Below are 21,290 nucleotides of genomic sequence, written 5' to 3'. Positions count from 1 at the left end.
GTCATTCTCCGGCGATACGGGGTGCGGACTTTTCGTCCTTCGGCTTGGCGCCGATGGCCGCAAGCACGTCGTTGCGCGCGCCGAACATGGCGACGGTTCCTTCGCTCAGAACCATGATCTTGTCGACGCATTGCAGCAAAGCGGGGCGCTGGGTGATGGTGACGGTGGTGATGCCCTGCTTCTTGGCATGCACCAAGGCGCGGGCAAGGGCTGCTTCGCCGTTGCTGTCGAGATTGGAATTGGGCTCGTCCAGCACCACGAATTTGGGGTTGCCGAAGAAGGCGCGTGCCAGAGCGATGCGCTGCTTCTGACCGCCGGAGAGCGGCGCTCCGTCTGCAGCGACGATCGTCTCGTAGCCCTGCGGGAACGAGGCAATCAGTTCGTGCACGTCGGCGAGCACCGCCGCTTCGAAGATGGTGTTGTCCTCGACATCGTCGCGCATGCGCGAGATGTTGGCCTTGATGGTGCCGGGAAAGAGCTGCACGTCCTGCGGCAGATAGCCGATGCTTTCGCCGAACTGCCGCTGATCCCAGTTTCTCAAGTCCATCAGATCGAGGCGGACATTGCCTGAGGTCGGCATGATCGAGCCGACGAGCATCTTGCCGAGCGTCGTCTTGCCGGAGCCGGAATTGCCGATGACCGCGAGCGACTCCCCCTTGTTGAGCGAGAAGGAAATGCCGTTGAGGATCACCCGCTTCTGCGGCGGCGGCACGAAGAGGATGCGTTCGACATCAAGCCGGCCTTCCGGTTTCGGCAGGCGCAGCCGCGGGAAGTTCAACGGTGAATTGACCAGCAACTGCTTGATGCGGCCATAGGCGGCGCGCGAGTGGTTGAGCTGGTTCCAGCCCTCGATCGCGCCTTCGACCGGTGCCAGCGCGCGCCCAGCGATGATCGAGGCGGCGATGACCATGCCGCCGGTCAGGTGCCCGTCCATCGACAGGTGTGCGCCCCAGCCGAGCAGGGCAACCTGGGTGAACATCCGCACCGCCTTCGAGGCTCCGGTAAAGACGATGCTGCGGTCCTGGGCATAGACCTGCGATTTCAGCGAGCCCGCCGTTTCGCGGCCCCACATCTTCACCGCTTCGGGGATCATCGCCAGCGCGTTGATGATCTGCGAATTGCGCGACATCGAATCCAGATGGAAATTGGCGCGGCTGAGGAAGGCGTTGGCCTCGCTGAAGGGCTGCGACGTCGCTTTCTGATTGAGATAGGCGATCACGAACAGGACGACGCAGCACATGATGACGATCAGGCCGAGTTGCGGCTGGATAACGTAGACCACCACGACGAAGAACGGCATCAGCGGGGCATCGAGGAACGAGATCAAGGTGCCGGAGACGATGAAGGAGCGCAGTTGCTGAAGGTCGCTCAACACCTGGTAGTCGCGACCGTTGCCATGCAATGACGCTCTTGCGGCCGCACTTAGGATAGGCGCACCGAGCTGGACCTCCATTTCGACCGCTGTCCGCATCAGGATGAAACGGCGGATGGAATCGAGGATGACCTGCAACACGATGGCGCCGAGCACGGCGATCGTCAGCATGACAAGCGTATCCTGCGAGCGGCTGGTCAGTACCCGGTCGGAGATCTGGAACAGATAGATCGGAATGGCGAGGACCAGAACGTTGATCGCGACGGTAAACGCGATGACGATCATCATGTTGCGGCGAACGATCGCCATGCCGTTGCGCAGGCTTGCGGCGAAATTGACCGGTCCCATGCGCCTGTGGAACGTGTGCCTGTCGCCGCCGCCGCCGCCGCCACCGCCGTCGGTGGGAACGCCGTTGTTGCCGCCGCCATCGCGGGCCGTCGGGCGGCGGTCGTTCTCCTTCAGCGGGCCTGGATCGTTGTCGATCGTCTGCGGCAGAGGGCGACCCGGTCGGTTCTTCAATTCATCGGCCGGGTCGCTGTCGTTGCCACGACGGGCTGTGGTTTCCTGTTGAACCGGGCTCGTCTGCGCATCGAGCGGCTTGCGCTCCTGCGGTTCCGCCGGCAAGGCGTTCGTCGGCGCAGCTTTCGCAAGCGGCACCTCGATGATCGGTGCTTCTACCGCCGGCACTGCCTTGCGCTCGACTTCCCGTATCGGCACGCTTTCGTCACCTTGCCACAGCGAGCCTTCGCGCTTCGGCCCGAACTGATAGCCGGTCTGCCTCTTCTCTGTATGGCGGACCGGATTTGTCAGGGAATGGGTAAGGGCAAGCAATTCGGCATCGCAATCGCCGTGGCCGCCGGACGCGGGAACCTCAGCGGTTTTTTCGGGTTGCGAGATGGCTTCCCGTGTCGTGCGGATATCGAGGCCGACTTTGCGCAGGCCTTCCACGGCCTCGTTGATCGCGGCGATGCACTTGTCGGTCAATGCCGCTTCGAGCTCGTCGACCGCTTCCAGAACCGGCTCACCCTGTGCAGGCGGTCTGCCGGCACCGCTACGCCACTTCGAAAGATCGTTCATGCCTTCCCCCCATCGGGTTCTTGTTAGGCCAGCACCGTGTGCATGACGTCGTTCCATTGGCCGTTGGACCAGGACATGTCGTTGCCGGCGTCGATCACCGTTTCGGTCGGGTGCGATGGCGTGTCGTCGTCGCCGATAAAGGCGATCACTTCGTTGGCGAGCCGGTCGCCCTTAGGCGAGACATCCGAGGAGCAGCTGCCGTTGTCGACGATGCCGGCCTGGATCAGGATGGCATCGGAATAAACCTGGCCGCCGACATAGGTGGTCTCACCGAAGCTGTCGTAGTCGATGATTTGAGCGGTGTTGACGACGACGTTTCCACCGGTGTGAATGGTGACTTCGGCGTCCGGATTGTCGCTGAGTATCCTGTTGGCGACATAGCTGACAGAGTCGGCATCGCCGAGAACGCTGACCTGCTTGATGACGTTGACGTCATAGAGGTTGCCGGTGATGTAGAGAATGTTCAGGCCTTCATAGCCCTGGAAGTTGAAATCGTGCGAAAAGCCCGAAGGCAGTTCGTTGACGCGATCGTCGATGTTGTCGACGGCATTCTGGATGTAGTCGGGCATCGCCTCGAAGCGGTCGTTGGCGCCGACGTTCTGGATCGATGCCTGGTTCCAGATCAGGTTTCCGCTCTGGTCGACAGTCATGCCGTTGCCGGAGGTGATGCCATTGACATCGTCGTTGTCGTAAAACACGGCGACCTGGGTGATCATGTTCAGATCCAGGATCCTGCCGCCGACGATCACCAGATCGTATTGATCGCCGACCCCCAAGAAAGATGCGAGATTCACCACCACATTGCCGCCGGTCAGGGCCGTTGTCTGAACGCCGCTGGTGGTAACCGTCACCGTATCGTTGTCGTTGAGGAAGTTGTACTGCTCGATCCAGTGGACGAAGGAAACGTCCCCATCGACCACGCTGACGCGCCAGGAATTCGGGAAGATCGAGGACTGCGCGGCATCGTCTTCCTCATCGGACGACCCGGAATGAAAGGCCTCGCGGCCGAAATCGGCGATGTTCATCGCAACCGTTCTTGAGGCGGATTCGGCCGAGTTTTCGCCCAGCGCCTTGTCCAGCTTGTCGCCGTCGGCATAGGCGTAGGATTGGGAGATGACGTCGATCTGGTGGTAGCCACCCATCACCGCCGTCACCGGAGCGATGACGCCGGTCTCGACGATGCTGACGATGTTGGCGACGATGTTGGCGCCGGCTTCGACGTAAACGGAATTGTCGCTGCTATCGTCTTCCTCCTGCAGCGGGACTTCGGTGCCCTCGGGATCGGCGACCGGTTGCGCCAGTCCACGATCGGGCATGAAATCGGCAAGAACCGGGGCCTCGTCGACGCGGCAGCCGTTGACGTAGACGCCCTCGATGCTGTCGGCGGCCAGGGCGAAATTGCCGTTGTCGTCCGTCGGCAATTCGTCGGGGGACAGCGTCTCGGGAAGATTGATCTCGTCGTCGAGCGGATCCGTATCGGTGGGCTGTTCGACGAGCGCAGCGGTGGCGCCGGGATCGGTGCCGGTGTTGCCGTCCGGGTCGCTGCCTGAGGCCGGCGGCTCCGGCGGTCGGTTTGCAGCGGCGTAGCCCGACAGCTCGTCGGCGATCTTGGAAAGGCCGTCATAGGTGTCGACGCGGGTGTAGTGCGCGAATGGTGTGGCCGCCGTCGCCTCGCCGCCCAGTTCGGCGAGCTCGTAGGTGACGTAGGTCGTGTCGCGCGGCGCAACCGTCGAGTCCGTCATGTTCAGCGCGTCGTCGTCGCGCACCATGTTGGCCTGGACCACATGGGCAATGACTGAGCCGGGGCCGTCGTGGACGATCAGCTTGTCTTCGACGGGCGCACCGTCCGGTTGGCCGAAGCTGCCGAACTGCTTCACCGGAACGGCGTTGCCGTACTGGGCGACGGCATCGGCAAAATGGTCGCCGAAGCCGCGGATCCGTCCGAACAGATCCACATCGGCAATGTCATGGGAGGGTGCTCGATAGAACACTTCGGGATCGTAGTCGATCAACTGGAGCGACGATGCAAAGTCAGCCGACTTCGCATCGCCGTCGTCGACCTGCTGCACCGCTTCCCTGAGATCGCCGCCTTCGAGCTGTTTTGCTCTCAGCCGTGCTTCATCGGCATCCGCTTCGAACATGCCGATGAAATGTGCAATGATTTCATTCAGTCTTTCCGTTTGCATCGTCCCGATCCTTCCCTTTTTTCCGCATCAAAGGGAGACTTCGGCGGGCTTAGACAGGAATGCCCCGGTAAAAAGAAACGAACCGATCCGAAATCAAGTTTCCGCGACCGCACCGGCCGCGCAGGGCCGGTGCGGTCTTCTCTTGTGAAATGGATCGATCAGCTGTCGGCGTCGTGACCGGCATCTGTGGTGTGCGAATTGCCGCCGATGACGCTCGAATCGACGGTGTTGCTGACGAGGTTCGCGCCCTGGACGATTTCCTGATGGAAGCCGGAATTTGCCAGGACAGCCGAAGAGTCAGACGTTGTGCTGCCATTGATACCGTCGCCGGCCTTGAGGTCCCAATCCGACTTGGTGTCGAAGTTCAGGCCGTCGCCGCCGTCCGAATGCCCGCCGTCTGCGCGCAGGTCGTTGGTGGCACCGCTGTTGTTCATCTTGATGTCGTAGGCCTGATCCTGATCGGCAAGATTGTTGGCCTGGACCACGCTGAAGCCGGTGTCGTTGCCGGCGCCTTCGAGCGACTTGTTGAGGATGTGGTCGACATTCAGGTTGAACGAGAAGTCGTCGCCGATATTGAAGGCGAGATCCCCACCGGCGATGCCGAGATTGCCGAAGTCCTTGACGTCCTTGAGCGTCGCAAAGTCGTCGTCCGATTTGGTGATGATGTCGTTGTCGGATGACGAATAGTTGTTGCGGTTGTCGCCGTTTTCGTTGGCTTCGGTCTTTATGTCAGTGTCGATGTCGGTCTTGGTGGTGACCTTGCTGTCGTAATCCCAGTCATAGGAATTGTCGCGGTTATCGCCATTGTTCTTCTGGTCGATGTCGGTTTCGACCTTGCTGTTGTCTTTGTAATCGTAGTCGTAGTCGGTCGAGCTGTCGGTATAATTGTTGCGGTTGTCGCCGTTTTCATTGGCTTCGGTCTTGATATCGGTGTCGATATCCGTCTTGATGTGGGTATCGTTGTCCTGCGAACTGTCGCTGTAATTGTTGCGGTCGTTGCCGTTGGCAATGCCAACATTGCTCGTTGAGCCATCGTCAACCTTCAGATCATTGGCGGCACTGGTTGCCAGCCCATCGGCGAGAGCACCGACTTTCAGATCATCATCGGCTTTGATGCTATCGTCGAGAAGTGCGGACATGTGGTTCTCCTCCTGAGAAGGAGCCAGCACCGAAACCCCTACATCTTTTATGGGGTTTTCATCCGGAGCTGGCTCTTTTCTTGAAATTCAGATGATGCTCCCGCGGGATATTCATCTGTTGGGTTTCGATATATTTCAGTGTTATTTTGAGTATATCTTGGCGGCAGGCATATCCCTGCACTCAATCATTACGTGTGATAATGCTCTTGTCTTAAAATACTGGCATACGCATTGTTACGCTTACGCATTCACACGGGCCGCGAGCCTGAACGCACACACATTCACCAGGCTCGGATCACACGAAACTCGAGTGCGATAGCTGAAGTGTGGCTCCGAACGCAGCGCGACGATAGACACCAATTGGAGCTAGAAGGCCCTTTTTTGGGCGAATTCCGCGCTGTTTGACAGGTTTCCGAGATCGGCAAGACTTTGTTAAGTTTTATGAATCGGCATCTGGTGGCGTTTTGGACCTAGTACATCAGCAGCGCTTTCAGGCGTCGGCCTGCTTGTCAGGTGCCCCATCGAGTGGGATGATGTCACCCCGATGATAGCTACTAGGAAGTATTGTTAGGTATTTTACCGTAGCCCGATTAGATCGGAAGCTATTGCTGACGGCTTATATCGACCCAGCGGAGGGTGTCCGCGCCGTCCCCAGTGATGGAAACGGATGAGGCGGAGCGGCCGTATTGTCTAGGCTGAGGGTAGATTCGATCATTCTGGGGCGGTGTTGTTGAATATTTGATTAACGAATACCCCAAAGATGGTTCGATTTAGAACGATTTAAGGAGGATTCCAGGGGGCTTCTAATCCTTTTGGGTTGTTTCACCCCTTTTGCCTTTACGATACATTAGCTAGCGCGAATTTTCCGTCTGTGGGGTGAGTTCGCGCTATTTCACTGGCTATGAATAAATTTGCTGAGATGGGCGTAACTCCAAGTCAGGCTGGCGCACCCATAAGAATAAATGGGAAACCCAAGGAGGGCGTAATGCATCCTGAAGGCTCCAACGTGGGCGATTTTGAAGACAACAACAAAGCTTTGTCGCAAAAGAAAAAGATTGTCATGCTTGCCAAGATCGACCTGTTTGCCGAGTGCCTTATGCAGGCGGTCGGTTCGCGGTTTCCCGGGCATGACGTCGTAAGCCTTTCCGATCCCGACAATCTGCTCGACGGCAATCTCGTCGATGTGACGCTGATCATGCTCTACCGCATGTCTGCTAAGACATTTCCCACGATCCTGCGGACCATTCACGAATTCCACCCCAAGGCCTCGATCGGGCTGGTGGTGGACAATGCAGAAGAGCTTGATCCGTCGATCGCCGGTTTTGTTGAGGAGCGGTTGATCCATGGCGTTCTTCCCCTCAATCTGCATCTCGATGTCTGCCTTGCGGCGATCGACCTGCTGATGAAGGGTGGCGAGCATTTCCCAGCCGCATTGCTGCGACGGCTGTCGACGGACCCCTTTGCTCCGGCCAAGCTTTATGGCCGGCAGGCGGAGATGCCCGATGCGGTCGCCTATGCCAATGCGGGAAAGCGCCGGCGAGACGCCAGCCTGGGTGGGTTGACGACCCGCGAAGTGCAGATCCTCGACCTGATCTGCATGGGCACCCAGAACAAGATCATCGCCGATCGTCTTGGATTGTCGGAAAACACCGTGAAAGTTCACGTTCGCAACATCTATAAGAAGATGAATGTGCGAAACCGCACCGAGGCGGCATCGCGCTATTTTACCACCGATGCGGACGAACACGCGGCAGGACCGTTTTCTTCGCGCTGGAAAAATTGATGTCGTGATGCGCCGGGAGTGCCGCTTCCGCCGCTTGTCGCCTATCGACGAATTTGGGTGTCGATAGGTGCGGGGGTAGAGTGTCTCCTTCCCAAAACGCTCCGGCGTCTACCGTGACCTTTTGTGGTGGTGGCTTTGGTGACCGCCGTGAATTTGTGTTGGCCGCGCATAGCGTAGCGAGGCTGCACGCATCGTGTGTTGCCGACAGGCGTGCAGGAAAGCACGACCGTATGGCGTAGGTCCGGTATGGTATTGAGGCCAAATGGCGGCCTTAAGGAGTATATACACTTTAATGTAATGCCGGTAGTTTGATACGTATATCTTAATTTAAATAGCTATATCTGTTGCGCGCCCTTAATATACTTTCGGCTGTCTGCTAATTTATTTGTGTCTACTAGATGAAATATTACGAATTATAACTTTGTTGATTGGTGTATGTTATATTTATCGCTTAATTACAACGTTGACTGCGGATTAATTATTTGATAAATATCTAATATTGTAAATCATTCAGAGGAATTCGTGGTTCTTCTGTCTCTTGTTTTTATAATGTCGGGTTGTGTTTTGAATCCTTAATAAAGAAGGTTTCCTTATTGTAGTTTTCAGCCACGACTCGTCTCCAATCACCAGATTTAATGGTGTGTATAATAATTGGAGGTGTGTAATGCGTAAGGTCGGTCGTGGTGAGCTGCCGGTTGTCGGCAGACAGGATTTTCTGAAGAAAGTAGCAGGCATACCCAAGCGAATACTGGTGACCGGAGGCGGCGGATTTCTCGGGTCACATCTTTGCGAAAGACTTCTTTCTCTGGGGCACAGCGTTGTCTGCCTCGACAATTTCTCGACCGGTCGGCGAGAAAACCTTTCCCATCTCAACGAGATAAGCCGCTTCCACATCGTCGAGCACGACGTCCGCAAGCCTTTCCTTTTCGACGTCGACGTCATCTTCAATTTCGCTTCGCCGGCGTCTCCGCCGGACTACCAGGCCGACCCGGTGGGAACGTTGATGACCAACGTGCTCGGCGCGATGAACGTGCTGGAGAACGCCCGTGCCACCGGGGCCACGGTCGTGCAATCCTCCACCTCGGAGGTCTACGGCGATCCGCTGCACAGCCCGCAGCGCGAGAGCTACTTCGGCAACGTCAACCCCATCGGGCCGCGCGCCTGCTACGATGAGGGCAAGCGATCGGCCGAGACACTCTTCTTCGACTATCATCGCACCTACGGGGTGAAGACGAAGGTCGCGCGGATCTTCAACACCTATGGGCCGCGCATGCGCCCCGACGACGGACGCGTCATCTCGAATTTCGTGGTGCAGGCGCTGCTCGGCAAGGATCTGACGATCTACGGTGATGGTCAGCAGACGCGCTCCTTCTGTTATGTCGACGATCTCATCGAGGGCTTCATTCGGTTGTCGGTCTCGGACGACGGTTGCATCGGTCCGATCAACCTCGGAAACCCGGGCGAGTTCACGGTTCTCGAACTTGCCGAGATGGTCCGCTCGATGACCGGCTCGGGCTCGCGCATCGTACACCGCGCGGCAGCCGTCGACGATCCGCGCCAACGTCGACCGGACATTTCCCAGGCCATGGCCGAGCTCGGCTGGGAACCCAAGGTCGCGCTGCGCGAAGGGCTTCAACGCGCCATTGCCTATTTCGATCGCTGCGTGGGTAGGTCAGATCTCGCCGCGGCGGGAGAGGCGGTATGATATGTCGCGCGTCGTTCTTGTCACCGGCGGAGCCGGCTTCATAGGCAGCCATACCTGCAAACGCCTCGCTGAGGCCGGCATCCTGCCGGTCGTCTACGACAATCTGTCGACGGGACACCGGACCAATGTCCGCTGGGGGCCGCTGGTCGAGGGCGGGCTCGAAGACACGGGACGGATCATGGAGGCGATCCAGACCTTCAAGCCCGAGTGCCTGATTCACTTCGCCGCCTCCGCCTATGTCGGAGAATCGGTAGAGGATCCCGGAAAGTGCTATCGCAACAATGTCGTCGGTAGCGTTTCCTTGCTGGAGGCCTGCCGGCAGGCGGGGCTGGCGCGCATCGTCTTTTCCAGCACCTGCGCGACCTATGGCGTGCCGCCGCGGTTGCCGATCACCGAGGATACGATCCAGCTTCCGGTCAATCCTTACGGCCGCACGAAACTGATGGTCGAGCTGATGCTTGGCGACTATGCCCGGGCCTACGGGTTCCGCTCCGTCGCCTTGCGCTACTTCAATGCTGCCGGTGCCGATCCCGATGGGCAGTTGACCGAGCGGCACGACCCGGAGACCCACCTGATCCCGCGGGCATTGATGGCCGCAGCCGGCCGGCTCGACAGGCTCGACGTCTTCGGTGACGACTACGACACGCCCGACGGCACCTGCATCCGCGACTACATTCACGTCATGGACTTGGCTGAGGCGCATGTTGCCGCCGTCGACCACCTGCGTAACGGCGGCGACCCGCTCAAGGCCAATCTCGGTTCGGGCCACGGCACGTCCGTCAAGCAGGTGATTGATGCCATCCACCATGTCACCCGCAGGCGGGTCCCGGTGCAGCTCCTGGCGCGCCGCGCCGGCGATCCGCCCGTGCTTTATGCCGACACCGCCTGGGCACGCCAGACGCTCAGGTTCCGGCCGTCGCTGTCCGATATCGCAACCATCATCAGAACGGCTGCCCCCGGTTTCGGGCTGGAGGTGCGGTCATGACGAGCAAGATCTCATCTGCCCATCCCGCCGGTAGCGCCGCGTTGACGGCGGCGCCGGCAAGCGATGCCCCGGTTAGGCTCGTCGCGCTCTTTTCGACACGCATGCGGATTGTGAACGGCTTCGGCATCGCAGCCTGGGTGGCGGCATTCCTGTTTTTCTGGGCCTGGTGGCTCGACCCAGCCCATGTCAACGATTGGCCATCCTACGTCATGATTACGATCGTGGTTGGCTGGATCACGCTGCTGCCCGCCTATTTCATCTTCATCTTCGCAGGCGCCAAGGTCGTCGGAAAGAGCGGCCGGGCCATCCCGCCCGGCCGGATCGCCATGGTGGTGACCAAGACGCCGTCGGAGCCTTTCGCTGTCGTCCGCAAGACGCTGCTGGCGATGCTCGACCAGATCGGCTGCGACTACGACGTATGGCTGGCGGACGAGGATCCGTCGCCCGAGACGATCGACTGGTGCGCGCGGCAGGGCGTGTTCATTTCGACGCGCAAGGGGGTGGCAGACTATCATCGCGCCACCTGGCCGCGGCGCGCCCGTTGCAAGGAGGGAAACCTCGCCTATTTCTACGACCACTACGGTTACGACCGTTACGATTTCGTCGCGCAGTTCGACGCCGATCACGTGCCCGAGCCGACCTATCTCGTCGAGGTACTGCGGCCGTTCAACGACCCGAAAGTCGGTTATGTCTCGGCGCCGAGCATCTGTGATGCCAACGCGCGGCGTAGCTGGTCGGCACGTGGTCGCCTTCACGCCGAAGCTAGCCTCCACGGCTCCTTGCAGGCGGGCTACAACAACGGCTGGGCGCCGCTTTGCATCGGCTCGCATTATGCGGTCCGGACCAAAGCGCTGAAGCAGGTCGGCGGTCTGGGGCCGGAGCTCGCCGAAGACCATTCGACGACGCTCCTGATGAACGCCGGCGGCTGGAAGGGCGTGCATGCCCTGCATGCGATCGCCCATGGCGACGGGCCCGCCACTTTTGCGGATCTCGTCATCCAGGAATTCCAGTGGTCGCGCAGCCTTATGACGATCCTGCTCAAGTATTCGCCGATCTATGTGCCGCGGCTGCCGATGCGGCTGAAGTTCCAGTTCGTCTTCTCGCAGCTCTGGTATCCGCTGTTTTCTCTGTTTATGGCGCTGATGTTCGTCATGCCGATCATGGCGCTCGTCATGGGACGCAGCTTCGTTGCCGCCACCTATCCCGACTTCGTGCTGCATTTTGCGCCATTGTCGCTGGTTCTGGTCGCGCTTGCCTATTTCTGGCGCTCGACCGGCACGTTCCGCCCGCATGATGCGCGGGTGCTCAGCTGGGAGGGCATGCTGTTTCTCTTTGCCCGCTGGCCGTGGTCGCTGCTCGGTTGCGCGGCGGCGTTGCGCGATCACATCAGCGGTTCCTTCGTCGACTTCCGCATCACGCCCAAGGGCAACCGGGCCGGCGGCGCCCTTGCCGCTGCGCGTCACGATGCCCTATCTCGTGCTTTCGCTCGGCTCTGCCCTTGCGCTTTGGCTCGTCTCCGACGCCGGGACGGCGCGCGGCTTCTACATCTTTGCCGGTATCAACGCCCTGATCTATGCGGGGCTCGCTGCCACCATCCATGTCCAGCACGCGCGCGAAAACCGCCTTGCGCTCGTTCCGCGCACGGCAATGACGGCGCTGACCGGTGGCTGCCTCGTGGTTATCTCGGTGCTGTCGGGGCAGTCGGCCATCCGCCATGGCGCTGAGGCCGCCGAAGCGCTGTCGCAGGGGCTCTGGTTCGTCGGGCTGACCGAAGCGAAGTTTTCGGTCGCCGGTGCCGGGCAGGGCGGGTCGGACCTCAGGATCGTGCGGTTTCGTTTGAAATGGAAAGGATTTTCGCCGTCCGCGACAGACGGGCTGCGGAAAGGCTCCGGCTTGCCGGAGGCACGTGAGACGAGGGTTACCAGCAAGGTCGGTCGGCTTCAGGCATCGCTGTAAGCGCAGCATGCCGCAGGCCCCTCGCACCGCAAACGGCCCTCAAGCGAGGAGAAAAAGTGATGAAACGGTCCATGAATGTATTGCTTCTGCCGCTTCTGCTGCCGCTCGCAGCCTTTGCGGCCTATACGGGCGCACAACCGGCCAGGGCGAAAATGGAGATCAAGCCGATCCCCTTGAGCGCCTACGAGGTCTATTCCCTCTACCGGAACAAGACCTGGCAATGGCCGACGGGCGGCGCTCGCTTTACCGCGCACGACAGGAAACTGGTCGCTTTCGTCGACAACCAAGGCAAACGCTCGTTTGCGGAAGGCAACTGGTATGTCAGCGACCTTGGCATGATGTGCATGCAGGCAAGGTGGACGGCGGCCGACGGCTCCGGCGCGGCCCGCACCTGCTTCGGACACAGCAAGATCGGAGACACGATCTACCAGCGCCGCGTGCCGAATGGCGAGTGGTACGTCTTCAAACATGCCAAACCGAAGCCTGGCGACGAATACAGGAAACTCGTCGCTTCCGACGAGATCACGGAAAAGGCGTTACGCCTCAAGGACCAATTCCGGGTCAAGAAGGGCGGTCGCAACGCCACTGGAGGATGACATGAAACGCAAATTGGCATTCGCCCTATGCACTGTGCTTGCCCTTCATCTGGGTTCCGGCGCAGGCCTCGTATCCGCGTTGGCACAGGAGAAGGCCGATCTTGCCGCCAATGGAAATGCAGGTCAGACGCAGACAATAGCCGACAAGCGCCCCGTCATCCATCCCGGCGGAACACGGTTCGGTGCCTATGATCCGCACGGCGATTTCGGCGGCCAGACCGATGTCTCGACAGAGGCCCTGTTTCTGCCATGGGAAGACGTGGATCTGGAATCGCTGCGCCTGGCGGACGCCTACGCGCTTCAGCGCAAGCGCAAGCTGCTGGTCACCATCGAGCCCTGGTCGTGGTCGCTCGACTGGAAGCTGACCCCGGCGCAACTGCGCGATCGGACGCTCAGGGGCGACTACGACGCCAATATGGAAGCGATCGCCAGCATGCTCGCCGAGCTGAAGAGCCCGGTCATCGTGCGCTGGGGACAGGAAATGGAAGACACGTCCGGACGGTTCTCCTGGGCCGGATGGGCGCCGCAGGACTACGTCAAGGCCTACAAGCACGCGATGGATATCGTGCGCAAACGCGTGCCGAACGTGCAGCTGATGTGGTCGCCGAAAGGCCTGCCGAACCTTGGTGAATACTATCCGGGCGACGACTATGTCGATCTCGTCGGTCTTTCAGTGTTCGGTCTCGAACCGTTCGACGCGATCGAATACGGCGGGCCGCACACCTTCAAGCAAGCCCTGAAACCCGGCTACGATCTGGTGGCCAAATACAACAAGCCGATCTGGGTCGCCGAGCTCGGTTGGGAGGGCGGGAAACCCTATATGCAGCCGTGGATCGACACGGCCACACAGCCCGACCCGGATTTCCCAAACCTGGTCGAAGTCGTCTATTTCAACGATCGGGACGTACATGAATGGCCGCATGATCTCGGTCGGCCGAACTGGCGCGTCGTCAACGACGCCTCGAACTGAGTGCGTATGGCCGCCAGGCATGGAAAAGCCCCTCGCTGGAGGGCGAGAGGCTTTCGCTGAGGATTGAAAATGGCGCCGCCGGAAAAATGGCTGCGGCGCTGTCCGGGCTACTCGGCGGCCTGCGGCCCGAGTTCGCCGCGGCGGATCTGGTCGGCTTCGATCGATTCGAACAGGGCGCGGAAATTGCCCTCGCCGAAGCCTTCGTCACCCTTGCGCTGGATGAACTCGAAGAAGATCGGCCCGATGACCGTCTTGGAGAAGATCTGCAGCAGGATCTTCGTCATGCCGCCGTTCACCACGCCTTCGCCGTCGATCAGGATGCCGTGCTTCTTCATCCGCTCGATCGGTTCGTCATGGCCGTGCACACGGTCGTGCGACATGTCGTAGTAGGTGTCCGGCGGACCCGGCATGAACTTCAGACCATTGTCCGACAGCTTGTCGGTGGCATCGTAGATGCCTTCGGTGCCGACGGCGATGTGCTGGATGCCTTCGCCCTTGTACTTTCGCAGATATTCCTCGATCTGGCTGGTGTCGTCCTTGGACTCGTTCAGCGGAATGCGGATCTTGCCGCAGGGCGAGGTGATCGCGCGGCTGACGAGGCCGGTGATGCGGCCGTCAATGTCGAAGAAATGGATCTGCGTGAAGTTGAACAGTTCGCGGTAGAAGGCCCACCACTTGTCCATGTTGCCGCGATAGACGTTGTGTGTGAGGTGGTCGAGATAATAGAAGCCGACGCCTTCCGGCTTCGGATTGCGCTCGCCGGTCCATTCGAATTCGGCCTCATAGGCCGAGCCCTTGGCGCCGTAGGTTTCGACGAAATAGAGCATCGATCCACCGATGCCGACGATCGCCGGAACATCGAGACATTTGTCTGTGCCTTCATAGGGGATCGCGCCCTTGGAGACCGCGTGATCGAAAGCATGCTTGGCATCGACGACGCGCCAGGCCATCGACGGGGCGCAGGGGCCGTGCTCGTCGACGAAGCGCATGGCATGCGAGCCCGGCTCGGCATTCAGGATGTAATTGATGTCGCCCTGTCGCCAAACGGTGATGTTCTTGGTTCTGTGCCTCGCGACAGGGCTGTAACCCATGCGGGTAAAGAGCTCGGCGAGCTTCTCCGGCTCCGGATGGGCGAATTCAACGAATTCGAAGCCATCCGTACCGGCCGGATTTTCCGCCGTGATCGTTGCGGGCGGGGCGTCATGTGGGAACGGGCCCATCGGAAGTCTCCTCTTCAAGTTCTCCAGATTTCTCTGGCCTCCAAACTTTGCTGGAGTATGACGCAAATCCGATGCATGATGCTTGTATTCTCGCGCGTTTCGCGTATGGCGCTGCACGAAACGTGCGAAATATTGTATAAGGATGCATGAATGGAGCAGCTTGACGGGTTCGACCTCAAGATCCTCAGCGAACTGCAGCGTGACGGACATCTTACCAATAACGAGCTATCGGAGCGCATCGCGCTTTCGCCTTCGCAATGCTCGCGCCGCCGCACTCGCCTGGAGGCGGAGGGCTACATTACGGGCTATCAGGCGCAGATCGACCGGCAGAAGCTCGGGCTCGACCTGATGGTGGTGATTTCGGTGACACTCGCCACCCACAACCGCGACAACGCCAAGCGCTTCGGCAAGCTGATCTCGGGCTTGCCCGAAGTTCTGGAGGCCTACGCGCTGACCGGGGAAATGGACTACCACCTGCGCGTGGTGACACCCGACCTTGCCGGCCTTTCGCGCTTCGTCAACGATGTGCTGCTGCCGCATGACAGCGTGCAGCATGTGAAGACGTCGATCGTGCTCGAGACCTTGAAGAGTTTCGAAGGGGTGCCGATCCCGGAACGCATGAAGGGCTGAAGTTTATGTGCGGGAAGGGCGCTCCTCGGCCCTGTCGATCGCCCGCTCGATCGCTTCAAGGCCGGCGCAGAGCGCCTGCAGGCCACTGGCGCCGATCAGTTCGTCCAGTTGCGCCTGGTAGGCGCTCGCCAGGTCCGTGAGTTCGCCATAGGCCCGCCGGCCGGCCTTCGTCAGCTCCAGATGCTCCAGCCGGCGGTCGCCTTCGTCCTCGCTGCGCTTCAGCCAGCGCCGCTCCTCCAGCGCCGAGACGGCGCGGCTGACCTTGGTCTTGTGCATCGCCGAATGGGTACCGACTTCCGTTGCCGTCATGGCGCAAGCCGAGCTTCCAAGGGCCGCCAGCGTGCGCCACTCCGGGCGAGTCAGCTGGTAGCGCGCCTTGTATTCGGCAGCGAAGCGCACGGCGACGAACTCGGCGGCGCGGTTCAGTCTGTAGGGCAGGAACGCATTGAGCTCGAAGCCTTCGGCGGCCATCTGTGCCATCCTTGATAGTTACAAAATCGATAGTTACGATTGCAACTAATAGGCCGGCAGCGCGCCACCGTCCACCCGGACACAGGCGGCGCCCAAACGCATCGAACGTGCCGTGGCCTTCCGGGATCAGCCGTGATCGTCGGTGGGGCAGGCACCAGAGGAGGAGGTTCAAGCCATGTTGGACAAGGCACAGAAGCAGGCGGGCGCCGGGTCGGCCGCGGATCATGCGCTTGATTACATGCCGGGATTCGGCAACGATTTCGAGACTGAAAGCTTGGCCGGCGCCTTGCCGCAGGGCCAGAACAGCCCGCAGAAATGCGCCTACGGCCTTTATGCCGAACAGCTCTCCGGTTCGCCGTTCACCGCGCCGCGCGGCACCAACGAGCGCTCCTGGCTTTACCGCATTCGTCCGAGTGTGCGCCATACCGGCCGCTTCCAGAAGATCGACTATCCGCACTGGAAGACAGCGCCGCATGTGGCCGATCATTCGCTGGCGCTCGGGCAGTTGCGCTGGGGGCCGCTACCGGCGCCTTCGGAAAAGCTCAACTTCCTCGAAGGCATCCGTACCATGACGACGGCGGGCGACGCGCTGACGCAGGGCGGCATGGCGGCCCACGCCTATGCCTTCAATGCCGATATGGTCGACGACTATTTCTTCAATGCCGATGGCGAGCTGCTGATCGTGCCGGAATGCGGCGCCATCCAGGTCTTCACCGAGCTCGGCAAGATGGATGTCGAGCCTTCGGAAATCTGCCTGGTGCCGCGCGGCACGATGTTCAAGGTCACGAGGCTCGGCGAGGAAAAGGTCTGGCGCGGCTATATCTGCGAAAACTACGGCGCCAAGTTCACTCTGCCCGACCGAGGTCCGATCGGCGCCAACTGCCTTGCCAATCCGCGCGACTTCAAGACGCCGGTTGCGGCTTACGAAGAGAAGGAAACGCCCTGCCGCGTGCATGTGAAGTGGTGCGGCGCATTCCACGTGACCGAGATCGGCCATTCGCCGCTCGACGTCATCGCCTGGCATGGCAATTACGCGCCCTATAAATACGACCTCAGGACCTTCTCGCCGGTCGGCGCGATCCTGTTCGACCATCCCGATCCGTCGATCTTTACCGTACTCACCGCGCCGTCGGGCGAAGAGGGAACGGCGAATGTCGACTTCGTCATCTTCCCGCCACGCTGGCTCGTGGCCGAGCACACCTTCCGGCCGCCCTGGTATCACCGCAACATCATGAGCGAGTTCATGGGCCTGATCTATGGCCGCTATGACGCCAAGGAGGAAGGCTTCGTGCCGGGCGGCATGAGCCTGCACAACATGATGCTGGCCCACGGGCCGGATGCGTCGGGCTACGACAAGGCGACAAACGGCGAGTTGAAACCGGTGAAGCTCGATCATACGATGGCCTTCATGTTCGAGACCCGCTTCCCGCAGCAACTGACCCGCTTCGCCGCCGAACTGGAGACGTTGCAGGATAATTATATCGATTGCTGGACCGATCTGAAAAAGCGCTTCAACGGCACGCCGGAAGGCGACTGGTCTTGAGCGCACGCCTGGTTCTGCTCGGCAGCAAGGGTGGTCCGGCAATCCGTCCGGGCGGCCCTTCGCCGACCTCGTCCCTGCTTGAGATCGGCGGCCGCCCTGTTGTCGTCGACTGCGGCCTCGGTGTCACCCGGGGGCTAACCAACGCCGGCGTCAGCCTCAAGGCGCTGGATCTGATCTTCATTACCCATCTGCATTCCGATCACGTGCTCGAGCTCGGACCGCTGATCCACACTGCATGGACCGCCGGTCTTGCGACCGTGGTGCGCGCCTTCGGCCCACCTGGGACACGCGATTACTGGCACGGCTTTCTGCAGGCGATGAAATACGACATCGATATCCGCATCGTCGACGAGGGCAGGCCTGATCTGCGCGAACTTGTCGACATCGTCGAATTTACCGAGGGCGAGGTTTTGTCCGAAAACGGCCTGACGGTATCCGCGCTGCGCGTCGATCATCCGCCGGTGACCGATTGTTTCGCGCTCAGGTTCGACCATGCGGAGGGGAGCGTGGTGTTTTCGGCCGACACTGCCTATTTCCCACCGCTCGCCGATTTTGCCAGCGGTGCGGACATTCTCGTACACGAGGCGATGCTGGCAGAGGGTGTCGACCGCCTGGTGGCGCGCACCGGCAATGGTTCCCGGCTGAAGGAACATCTGCTTGCAAGCCACAGCTTTGCCGAAGAAGCTGGCGCGATTGCCACGGCCGCTGGCGTCGGCCGGCTGGTGCTGCATCATCTCATTCCGGCCGACGACCCGGAGATCGGCGAGGCTCATTGGACCGCGGCCACGCGCAAAAGCTGGGCTGGTGCCTTGACGATCGCGTCGGACGGCCTTGTTGTGGAACTTGCGGACGAATCGTCTGCGTAGAGGGAGGATTGCATGAAACTGGCGACACTCAAGGATGGCTCGCGTGACGGAAAACTCGCGGTCGTCTCCCGCGATCTCACCCGCTGCTCGGAGGTAGGGCACATTGCCCGGACGCTGCAGGCCGCTCTCGACGACTGGGCCCATGCCGGCCCGCGGCTTGAGCGTGTTGCCGAAGGCATCGAGACCGGTGCGCAGCCGACGATCCGCTTTCACGAACACGATGCGCTTTCGCCGCTGCCGCGCGCCTATCAATGGGCGGACGGTTCTGCCTACGTCAATCACGTCGAGCTGGTGCGAAAGGCCCGCAACGCCGAGATGCCGGCGAGCTTCTGGACCGATCCGCTGATCTACCAGGGCGGCTCCGACAGCTTCATTGCGCCACGCGACCCGATCCTGATGGCTGATGAAAGCTGGGGCGTCGACATGGAGGGCGAAATCGCGGTCGTTGTCGACGACGTGGCGATGGGCGCCTCGACCGAGGAGGCGCGCGCCGCCATCCGCCTGGTGATGCTTGTCAACGATGTGTCGCTGCGGGGTCTCATCCCGGCCGAGCTCGCCAAGGGTTTCGGTTTCTACCAGTCGAAGCCGTCGTCGGCCTTCTCGCCGGTCGCCGTCACGCCGGACGAATTGGGCGACGCATGGGACGGGGGCAAGCTGCATCTGCCACTTCATGTCGATCTCAACGGCAAGCCTTTCGGCCGCGCCGATGCCGGGGTCGACATGACTTTCGATTTCGGCCAGCTGATTGCGCACGCGGCCAAGACGAGGCCGCTTGCCTCAGGCACGATCATCGGTTCGGGCACCGTTTCCAACAAGCTCGACGGCGGCCCCGGAAAGCCGGTCTCCGAAGGTGGCGCCGGCTACTCCTGCATCGCCGAGTTGCGTATGATCGAGACGATCGTCGGCGGCGCGCCCAAGACGCATTTCCTGCGCTTTGGCGACATCGTGCGCATCGAGATGAAGGACAAGGCGGGCCATTCGATCTTCGGCGCGATCGAGCAGTCGGTCGGGCCTTACGAAAAGGCTTAAGCTCAACGCGCAAGCGGGATGAAGGAGCAGGGCGTGAACGAGACCGTACTTTTTGACTATTGGCGGTCCTCGGCGAGCTACCGGGTCCGCATAGCACTGAACAGCCTTGGCGAGACCTATCGCTCGGTGCCGGTGGACCTGCTCGCCAAGGCCCATCGCCAGGCCGAGCATCTCGACCGCAATCCGCAGGGGCTGCTGCCCGTGCTCGACATCGATGGCGAGCGGTTGACGCAATCGCTCGCCATCATCGAATATCTGGCGGAAACGCGGGAAAAGGCGGGTTTCCTGCCTGATGATGCGATTGGACGGCAGCGCGTGCGCGCGCTGTCCTATGCCATCGCCATGGACATTCATCCCGTCTGCAATCTCGGCGTCGTGTCCTTCGTGATGGCCAATGCCGAGGATGGCGAGGCCGCGCGCCGCGACTGGATGCGCAAGTTCATCGGCGAGGGGCTGGCAGCCTTCGAGCGCCTGCTCGACCACCCGTCAACCCGCCGCTTCTGCCACGGCGACAGCCCTGGGATGGCCGACTTCTGCCTGGTGCCGCAGGTCTACAATGCCCGCCGCTGGGACGTCGATCTTTCCGCCTGCCCGAAGCTCATCGCCATCGACCAGCGCTGCGCCGAGATCGACGCCTTCGCCCGCGCCCATCCCGATCGCACGCCGCGCTAGGCGCACTGCCCATTTTTCCGAGCCGGCGTCGGCATGGTCTGGCCGGTTCCGTCCAGCCGATGTCGCGAATGGATCGACAGCCGGCCGAAGGCCGCGCTAGTTTTCGTGTGACTGGCCGTATAAGGGGGGCCGGAAAAACCTCTGGAGCGAGAGACAGATACCGATGAAAAGCTATGTGCTGACCGTCACCTGCAAGTCCACCCGTGGCATTGTTGCCGCCATTACCGGCTATCTCGCCGAAAAAGGCTGTTACATCACCGACAGTTCGCAGTTCGACGACCTGCAGACCGGCCTGTTCTTCATGCGCCTGACCTTCATCAGCCAGGAAGGCGCAAAGCTGGAGGAACTGAAGGAAGGCTTTGCGCCCGTCGTCAAGCGCTTCGACATGACCTGCGAGATCCGCGACAGCGAAGAGCGCATGAAGGTGTTGCTGATGGTGTCGCGTTTCGGCCATTGCCTCAACGACCTGCTCTACCGCTGGAAGATCGGCGCCCTGCCGATCGATATCGTCGGCGTCATCTCCAACCACTTCGATTACCAGAAGGTGGTCGTCAACCACGACATCCCCTTCCACCACATCAAGGTGACCAAGGAGAACAAGCCGCAGGCCGAAGCGCGCATGCTGGAGATCGTTGAGCAGACGGATGCCGACCTGGTGGTGCTCGCCCGCTACATGCAGGTTCTTTCCGACCAGCTCTGCAAGAAGATGTCCGGCCGGATCATCAACATCCACCACTCCTTCCTGCCGTCGTTCAAGGGTGCCAACCCCTACAAACAGGCCTATGAGCGCGGCGTGAAGCTGATCGGCGCGACGGCGCACTACGTCACCGAGGATCTCGACGAAGGTCCGATCATCGAGCAGGACATCGCCCGCATCACCCATGCCCAGAGCGCCGAGGATTATGTTTCGATCGGCCGCGACGTGGAAAGCCAGGTGCTGGCGCGTGCAGTTCACGCCCATATCCACCATCGCTGCTTCATCAACGGCAACCGCGTCGTCGTCTTCCCGGCGAGCCCCGGCAGCTACGCCTCCGAGCGCATGGGCTGATTGCGGGACTATCGGTGTTGCTTCGCCGTAGTCGCGGCTTAT

The 21,290-nt window shown here is 60.7% G+C and carries 16 protein-coding genes and 1 pseudogene; 12 read left to right on the top strand and 5 right to left on the bottom strand.

Annotation, left to right across the window (positions count from 1 at the left end; genetic code table 11):
- Position 1: 1 nt before the first annotated feature.
- From BC360_RS29365 to BC360_RS29355, 3 genes are all read right to left on the bottom strand, one after another.
- A complete protein-coding gene (locus BC360_RS29365; protein ID WP_139110255.1) occupies positions 2–2,449 on the bottom strand; it encodes a type I secretion system permease/ATPase in 2,448 nt (815 codons plus the stop codon).
- A 23-nt stretch (positions 2,450–2,472) separates the two neighbouring features.
- Positions 2,473–4,635: a hypothetical protein gene (locus BC360_RS29360; protein ID WP_065797841.1), complete on the bottom strand. Its 2,163-nt coding sequence runs from the start codon at positions 4,633–4,635 to the stop codon at positions 2,473–2,475.
- Positions 4,636–4,793: 158 nt separating this feature from the next.
- Positions 4,794–5,774 carry a hypothetical protein gene (locus tag BC360_RS29355; RefSeq protein WP_065797840.1) on the bottom strand — a complete coding sequence of 327 codons (981 nt, stop codon included), beginning with the start codon at positions 5,772–5,774 and terminating at the stop codon, positions 4,794–4,796.
- 985 nt (positions 5,775–6,759) lie between these two features.
- On the opposite strand from BC360_RS29355, the gene BC360_RS29350 reads away from it, so the two are divergent.
- The 6 genes and pseudogenes from BC360_RS29350 (at position 6,760) to BC360_RS29320 (ending at position 13,769) form a co-directional block, all read left to right on the top strand.
- A complete protein-coding gene (locus tag BC360_RS29350) occupies positions 6,760–7,557 on the top strand; it encodes a LuxR family transcriptional regulator (RefSeq protein ID WP_065781093.1) in 798 nt (265 codons plus the stop codon).
- 664 nt (positions 7,558–8,221) lie between these two features.
- Positions 8,222–9,262, top strand: coding sequence for a UDP-glucuronic acid decarboxylase family protein (locus BC360_RS29345; RefSeq protein WP_083222781.1), 1,041 nt, complete (start codon positions 8,222–8,224; stop codon positions 9,260–9,262).
- Between the two features lies 1 nt (position 9,263).
- Entirely contained in the window at positions 9,264–10,247 is a 984-nt protein-coding gene (gene galE, locus BC360_RS29340; RefSeq protein WP_065797839.1) for a UDP-glucose 4-epimerase GalE, read from the top strand.
- Positions 10,244–12,203 (top strand): annotated as a pseudogene (locus tag BC360_RS29335) (glycosyltransferase family 2 protein). The gene galE and the pseudogene BC360_RS29335 overlap by 4 nt, the downstream one beginning before the upstream one ends.
- A gap of 59 nt (positions 12,204–12,262) precedes the next feature.
- Positions 12,263–12,799 carry a DUF995 domain-containing protein gene (locus BC360_RS29325; RefSeq protein ID WP_065781090.1) on the top strand — a complete coding sequence of 179 codons (537 nt, stop codon included), beginning with the start codon at positions 12,263–12,265 and terminating at the stop codon, positions 12,797–12,799.
- Between the two features lies 1 nt (position 12,800).
- The gene (locus BC360_RS29320) at positions 12,801–13,769 is read left to right on the top strand and encodes a glycoside hydrolase family 26 protein (protein WP_065797836.1); all 969 of its coding nucleotides are present in this window, start codon (positions 12,801–12,803) and stop codon (positions 13,767–13,769) included.
- 107 nt (positions 13,770–13,876) lie between these two features.
- On the opposite strand, the gene hppD is transcribed toward BC360_RS29320, so the two are convergent.
- On the bottom strand, positions 13,877–14,989 hold the full coding sequence (hppD, locus tag BC360_RS29315) for a 4-hydroxyphenylpyruvate dioxygenase (protein ID WP_065797835.1): 1,113 nt from the start codon (positions 14,987–14,989) through the stop codon (positions 13,877–13,879).
- Positions 14,990–15,139: 150 nt separating this feature from the next.
- On the opposite strand from hppD, the gene BC360_RS29310 reads away from it, so the two are divergent.
- Positions 15,140–15,619, top strand: coding sequence for an Lrp/AsnC family transcriptional regulator (locus BC360_RS29310; protein ID WP_065797834.1), 480 nt, complete (start codon positions 15,140–15,142; stop codon positions 15,617–15,619).
- A gap of 3 nt (positions 15,620–15,622) precedes the next feature.
- Here the strand turns inward: BC360_RS29310 and BC360_RS29305 are convergent, their stop codons facing one another.
- Entirely contained in the window at positions 15,623–16,090 is a 468-nt protein-coding gene (locus tag BC360_RS29305) for a MarR family winged helix-turn-helix transcriptional regulator (protein ID WP_065781087.1), read from the bottom strand.
- A gap of 175 nt (positions 16,091–16,265) precedes the next feature.
- On the opposite strand from BC360_RS29305, the gene hmgA reads away from it, so the two are divergent.
- From hmgA to purU, 5 genes are all read left to right on the top strand, one after another.
- The gene (gene hmgA / locus BC360_RS29300) at positions 16,266–17,633 is read left to right on the top strand and encodes a homogentisate 1,2-dioxygenase (protein ID WP_065781086.1); all 1,368 of its coding nucleotides are present in this window, start codon (positions 16,266–16,268) and stop codon (positions 17,631–17,633) included.
- The gene (locus BC360_RS29295; RefSeq protein WP_065797833.1) at positions 17,630–18,499 is read left to right on the top strand and encodes an MBL fold metallo-hydrolase; all 870 of its coding nucleotides are present in this window, start codon (positions 17,630–17,632) and stop codon (positions 18,497–18,499) included. The genes hmgA and BC360_RS29295 overlap by 4 nt, the downstream gene beginning before the upstream one ends.
- A gap of 12 nt (positions 18,500–18,511) precedes the next feature.
- Complete coding sequence (locus BC360_RS29290) at positions 18,512–19,528, top strand: fumarylacetoacetate hydrolase family protein (RefSeq protein WP_065797832.1); 1,017 nt, start codon at positions 18,512–18,514, stop codon at positions 19,526–19,528.
- Between the two features lie 18 nt (positions 19,529–19,546).
- Positions 19,547–20,200: a maleylacetoacetate isomerase gene (gene maiA / locus BC360_RS29285; protein ID WP_065797831.1), complete on the top strand. Its 654-nt coding sequence runs from the start codon at positions 19,547–19,549 to the stop codon at positions 20,198–20,200.
- A 163-nt stretch (positions 20,201–20,363) separates the two neighbouring features.
- Positions 20,364–21,248 carry a formyltetrahydrofolate deformylase gene (gene purU / locus BC360_RS29280; RefSeq protein WP_065797830.1) on the top strand — a complete coding sequence of 295 codons (885 nt, stop codon included), beginning with the start codon at positions 20,364–20,366 and terminating at the stop codon, positions 21,246–21,248.
- The last annotated feature ends 42 nt before the right edge of the window (positions 21,249–21,290 follow it).

It is taken from the genome of Ensifer sp. LC163 (assembly GCF_001695855.1).
Classification (GTDB): domain Bacteria; phylum Pseudomonadota; class Alphaproteobacteria; order Rhizobiales; family Rhizobiaceae; genus Ensifer.
The sequence above is the reverse complement of the archived record's forward strand: the minus strand, read 5'-3'. Positions and strand labels throughout refer to the sequence as shown.

Bases quoted from the DNA above. Each gene is read 5' to 3' on its own strand.
- maiA (WP_065797831.1), top strand. From the start codon at position 19,547: ATGAAGGAGCAGGGCGTGAACGAGACCGTACTTTTTGACTATTGGCGG.
- BC360_RS29305 (WP_065781087.1), bottom strand. From the start codon at position 16,090: ATGGCCGCCGAAGGCTTCGAGCTCAATGCGTTCCTGCCCTACAGACTG.
- BC360_RS29325 (WP_065781090.1), top strand. From the start codon at position 12,263: ATGAAACGGTCCATGAATGTATTGCTTCTGCCGCTTCTGCTGCCGCTC.
- hmgA (WP_065781086.1), top strand. From the start codon at position 16,266: ATGTTGGACAAGGCACAGAAGCAGGCGGGCGCCGGGTCGGCCGCGGAT.
- BC360_RS29290 (WP_065797832.1), top strand. From the start codon at position 18,512: ATGAAACTGGCGACACTCAAGGATGGCTCGCGTGACGGAAAACTCGCG.
- hppD (WP_065797835.1), bottom strand. From the start codon at position 14,989: ATGGGCCCGTTCCCACATGACGCCCCGCCCGCAACGATCACGGCGGAA.
- BC360_RS29320 (WP_065797836.1), top strand. From the start codon at position 12,801: ATGAAACGCAAATTGGCATTCGCCCTATGCACTGTGCTTGCCCTTCAT.
- BC360_RS29365 (WP_139110255.1), bottom strand. From the start codon at position 2,449: ATGAACGATCTTTCGAAGTGGCGTAGCGGTGCCGGCAGACCGCCTGCA.
- galE (WP_065797839.1), top strand. From the start codon at position 9,264: ATGTCGCGCGTCGTTCTTGTCACCGGCGGAGCCGGCTTCATAGGCAGC.
- purU (WP_065797830.1), top strand. From the start codon at position 20,364: ATGAAAAGCTATGTGCTGACCGTCACCTGCAAGTCCACCCGTGGCATT.
- BC360_RS29310 (WP_065797834.1), top strand. From the start codon at position 15,140: ATGGAGCAGCTTGACGGGTTCGACCTCAAGATCCTCAGCGAACTGCAG.
- BC360_RS29360 (WP_065797841.1), bottom strand. From the start codon at position 4,635: ATGCAAACGGAAAGACTGAATGAAATCATTGCACATTTCATCGGCATG.
- BC360_RS29345 (WP_083222781.1), top strand. From the start codon at position 8,222: ATGCGTAAGGTCGGTCGTGGTGAGCTGCCGGTTGTCGGCAGACAGGAT.
- BC360_RS29350 (WP_065781093.1), top strand. From the start codon at position 6,760: ATGCATCCTGAAGGCTCCAACGTGGGCGATTTTGAAGACAACAACAAA.
- BC360_RS29355 (WP_065797840.1), bottom strand. From the start codon at position 5,774: ATGTCCGCACTTCTCGACGATAGCATCAAAGCCGATGATGATCTGAAA.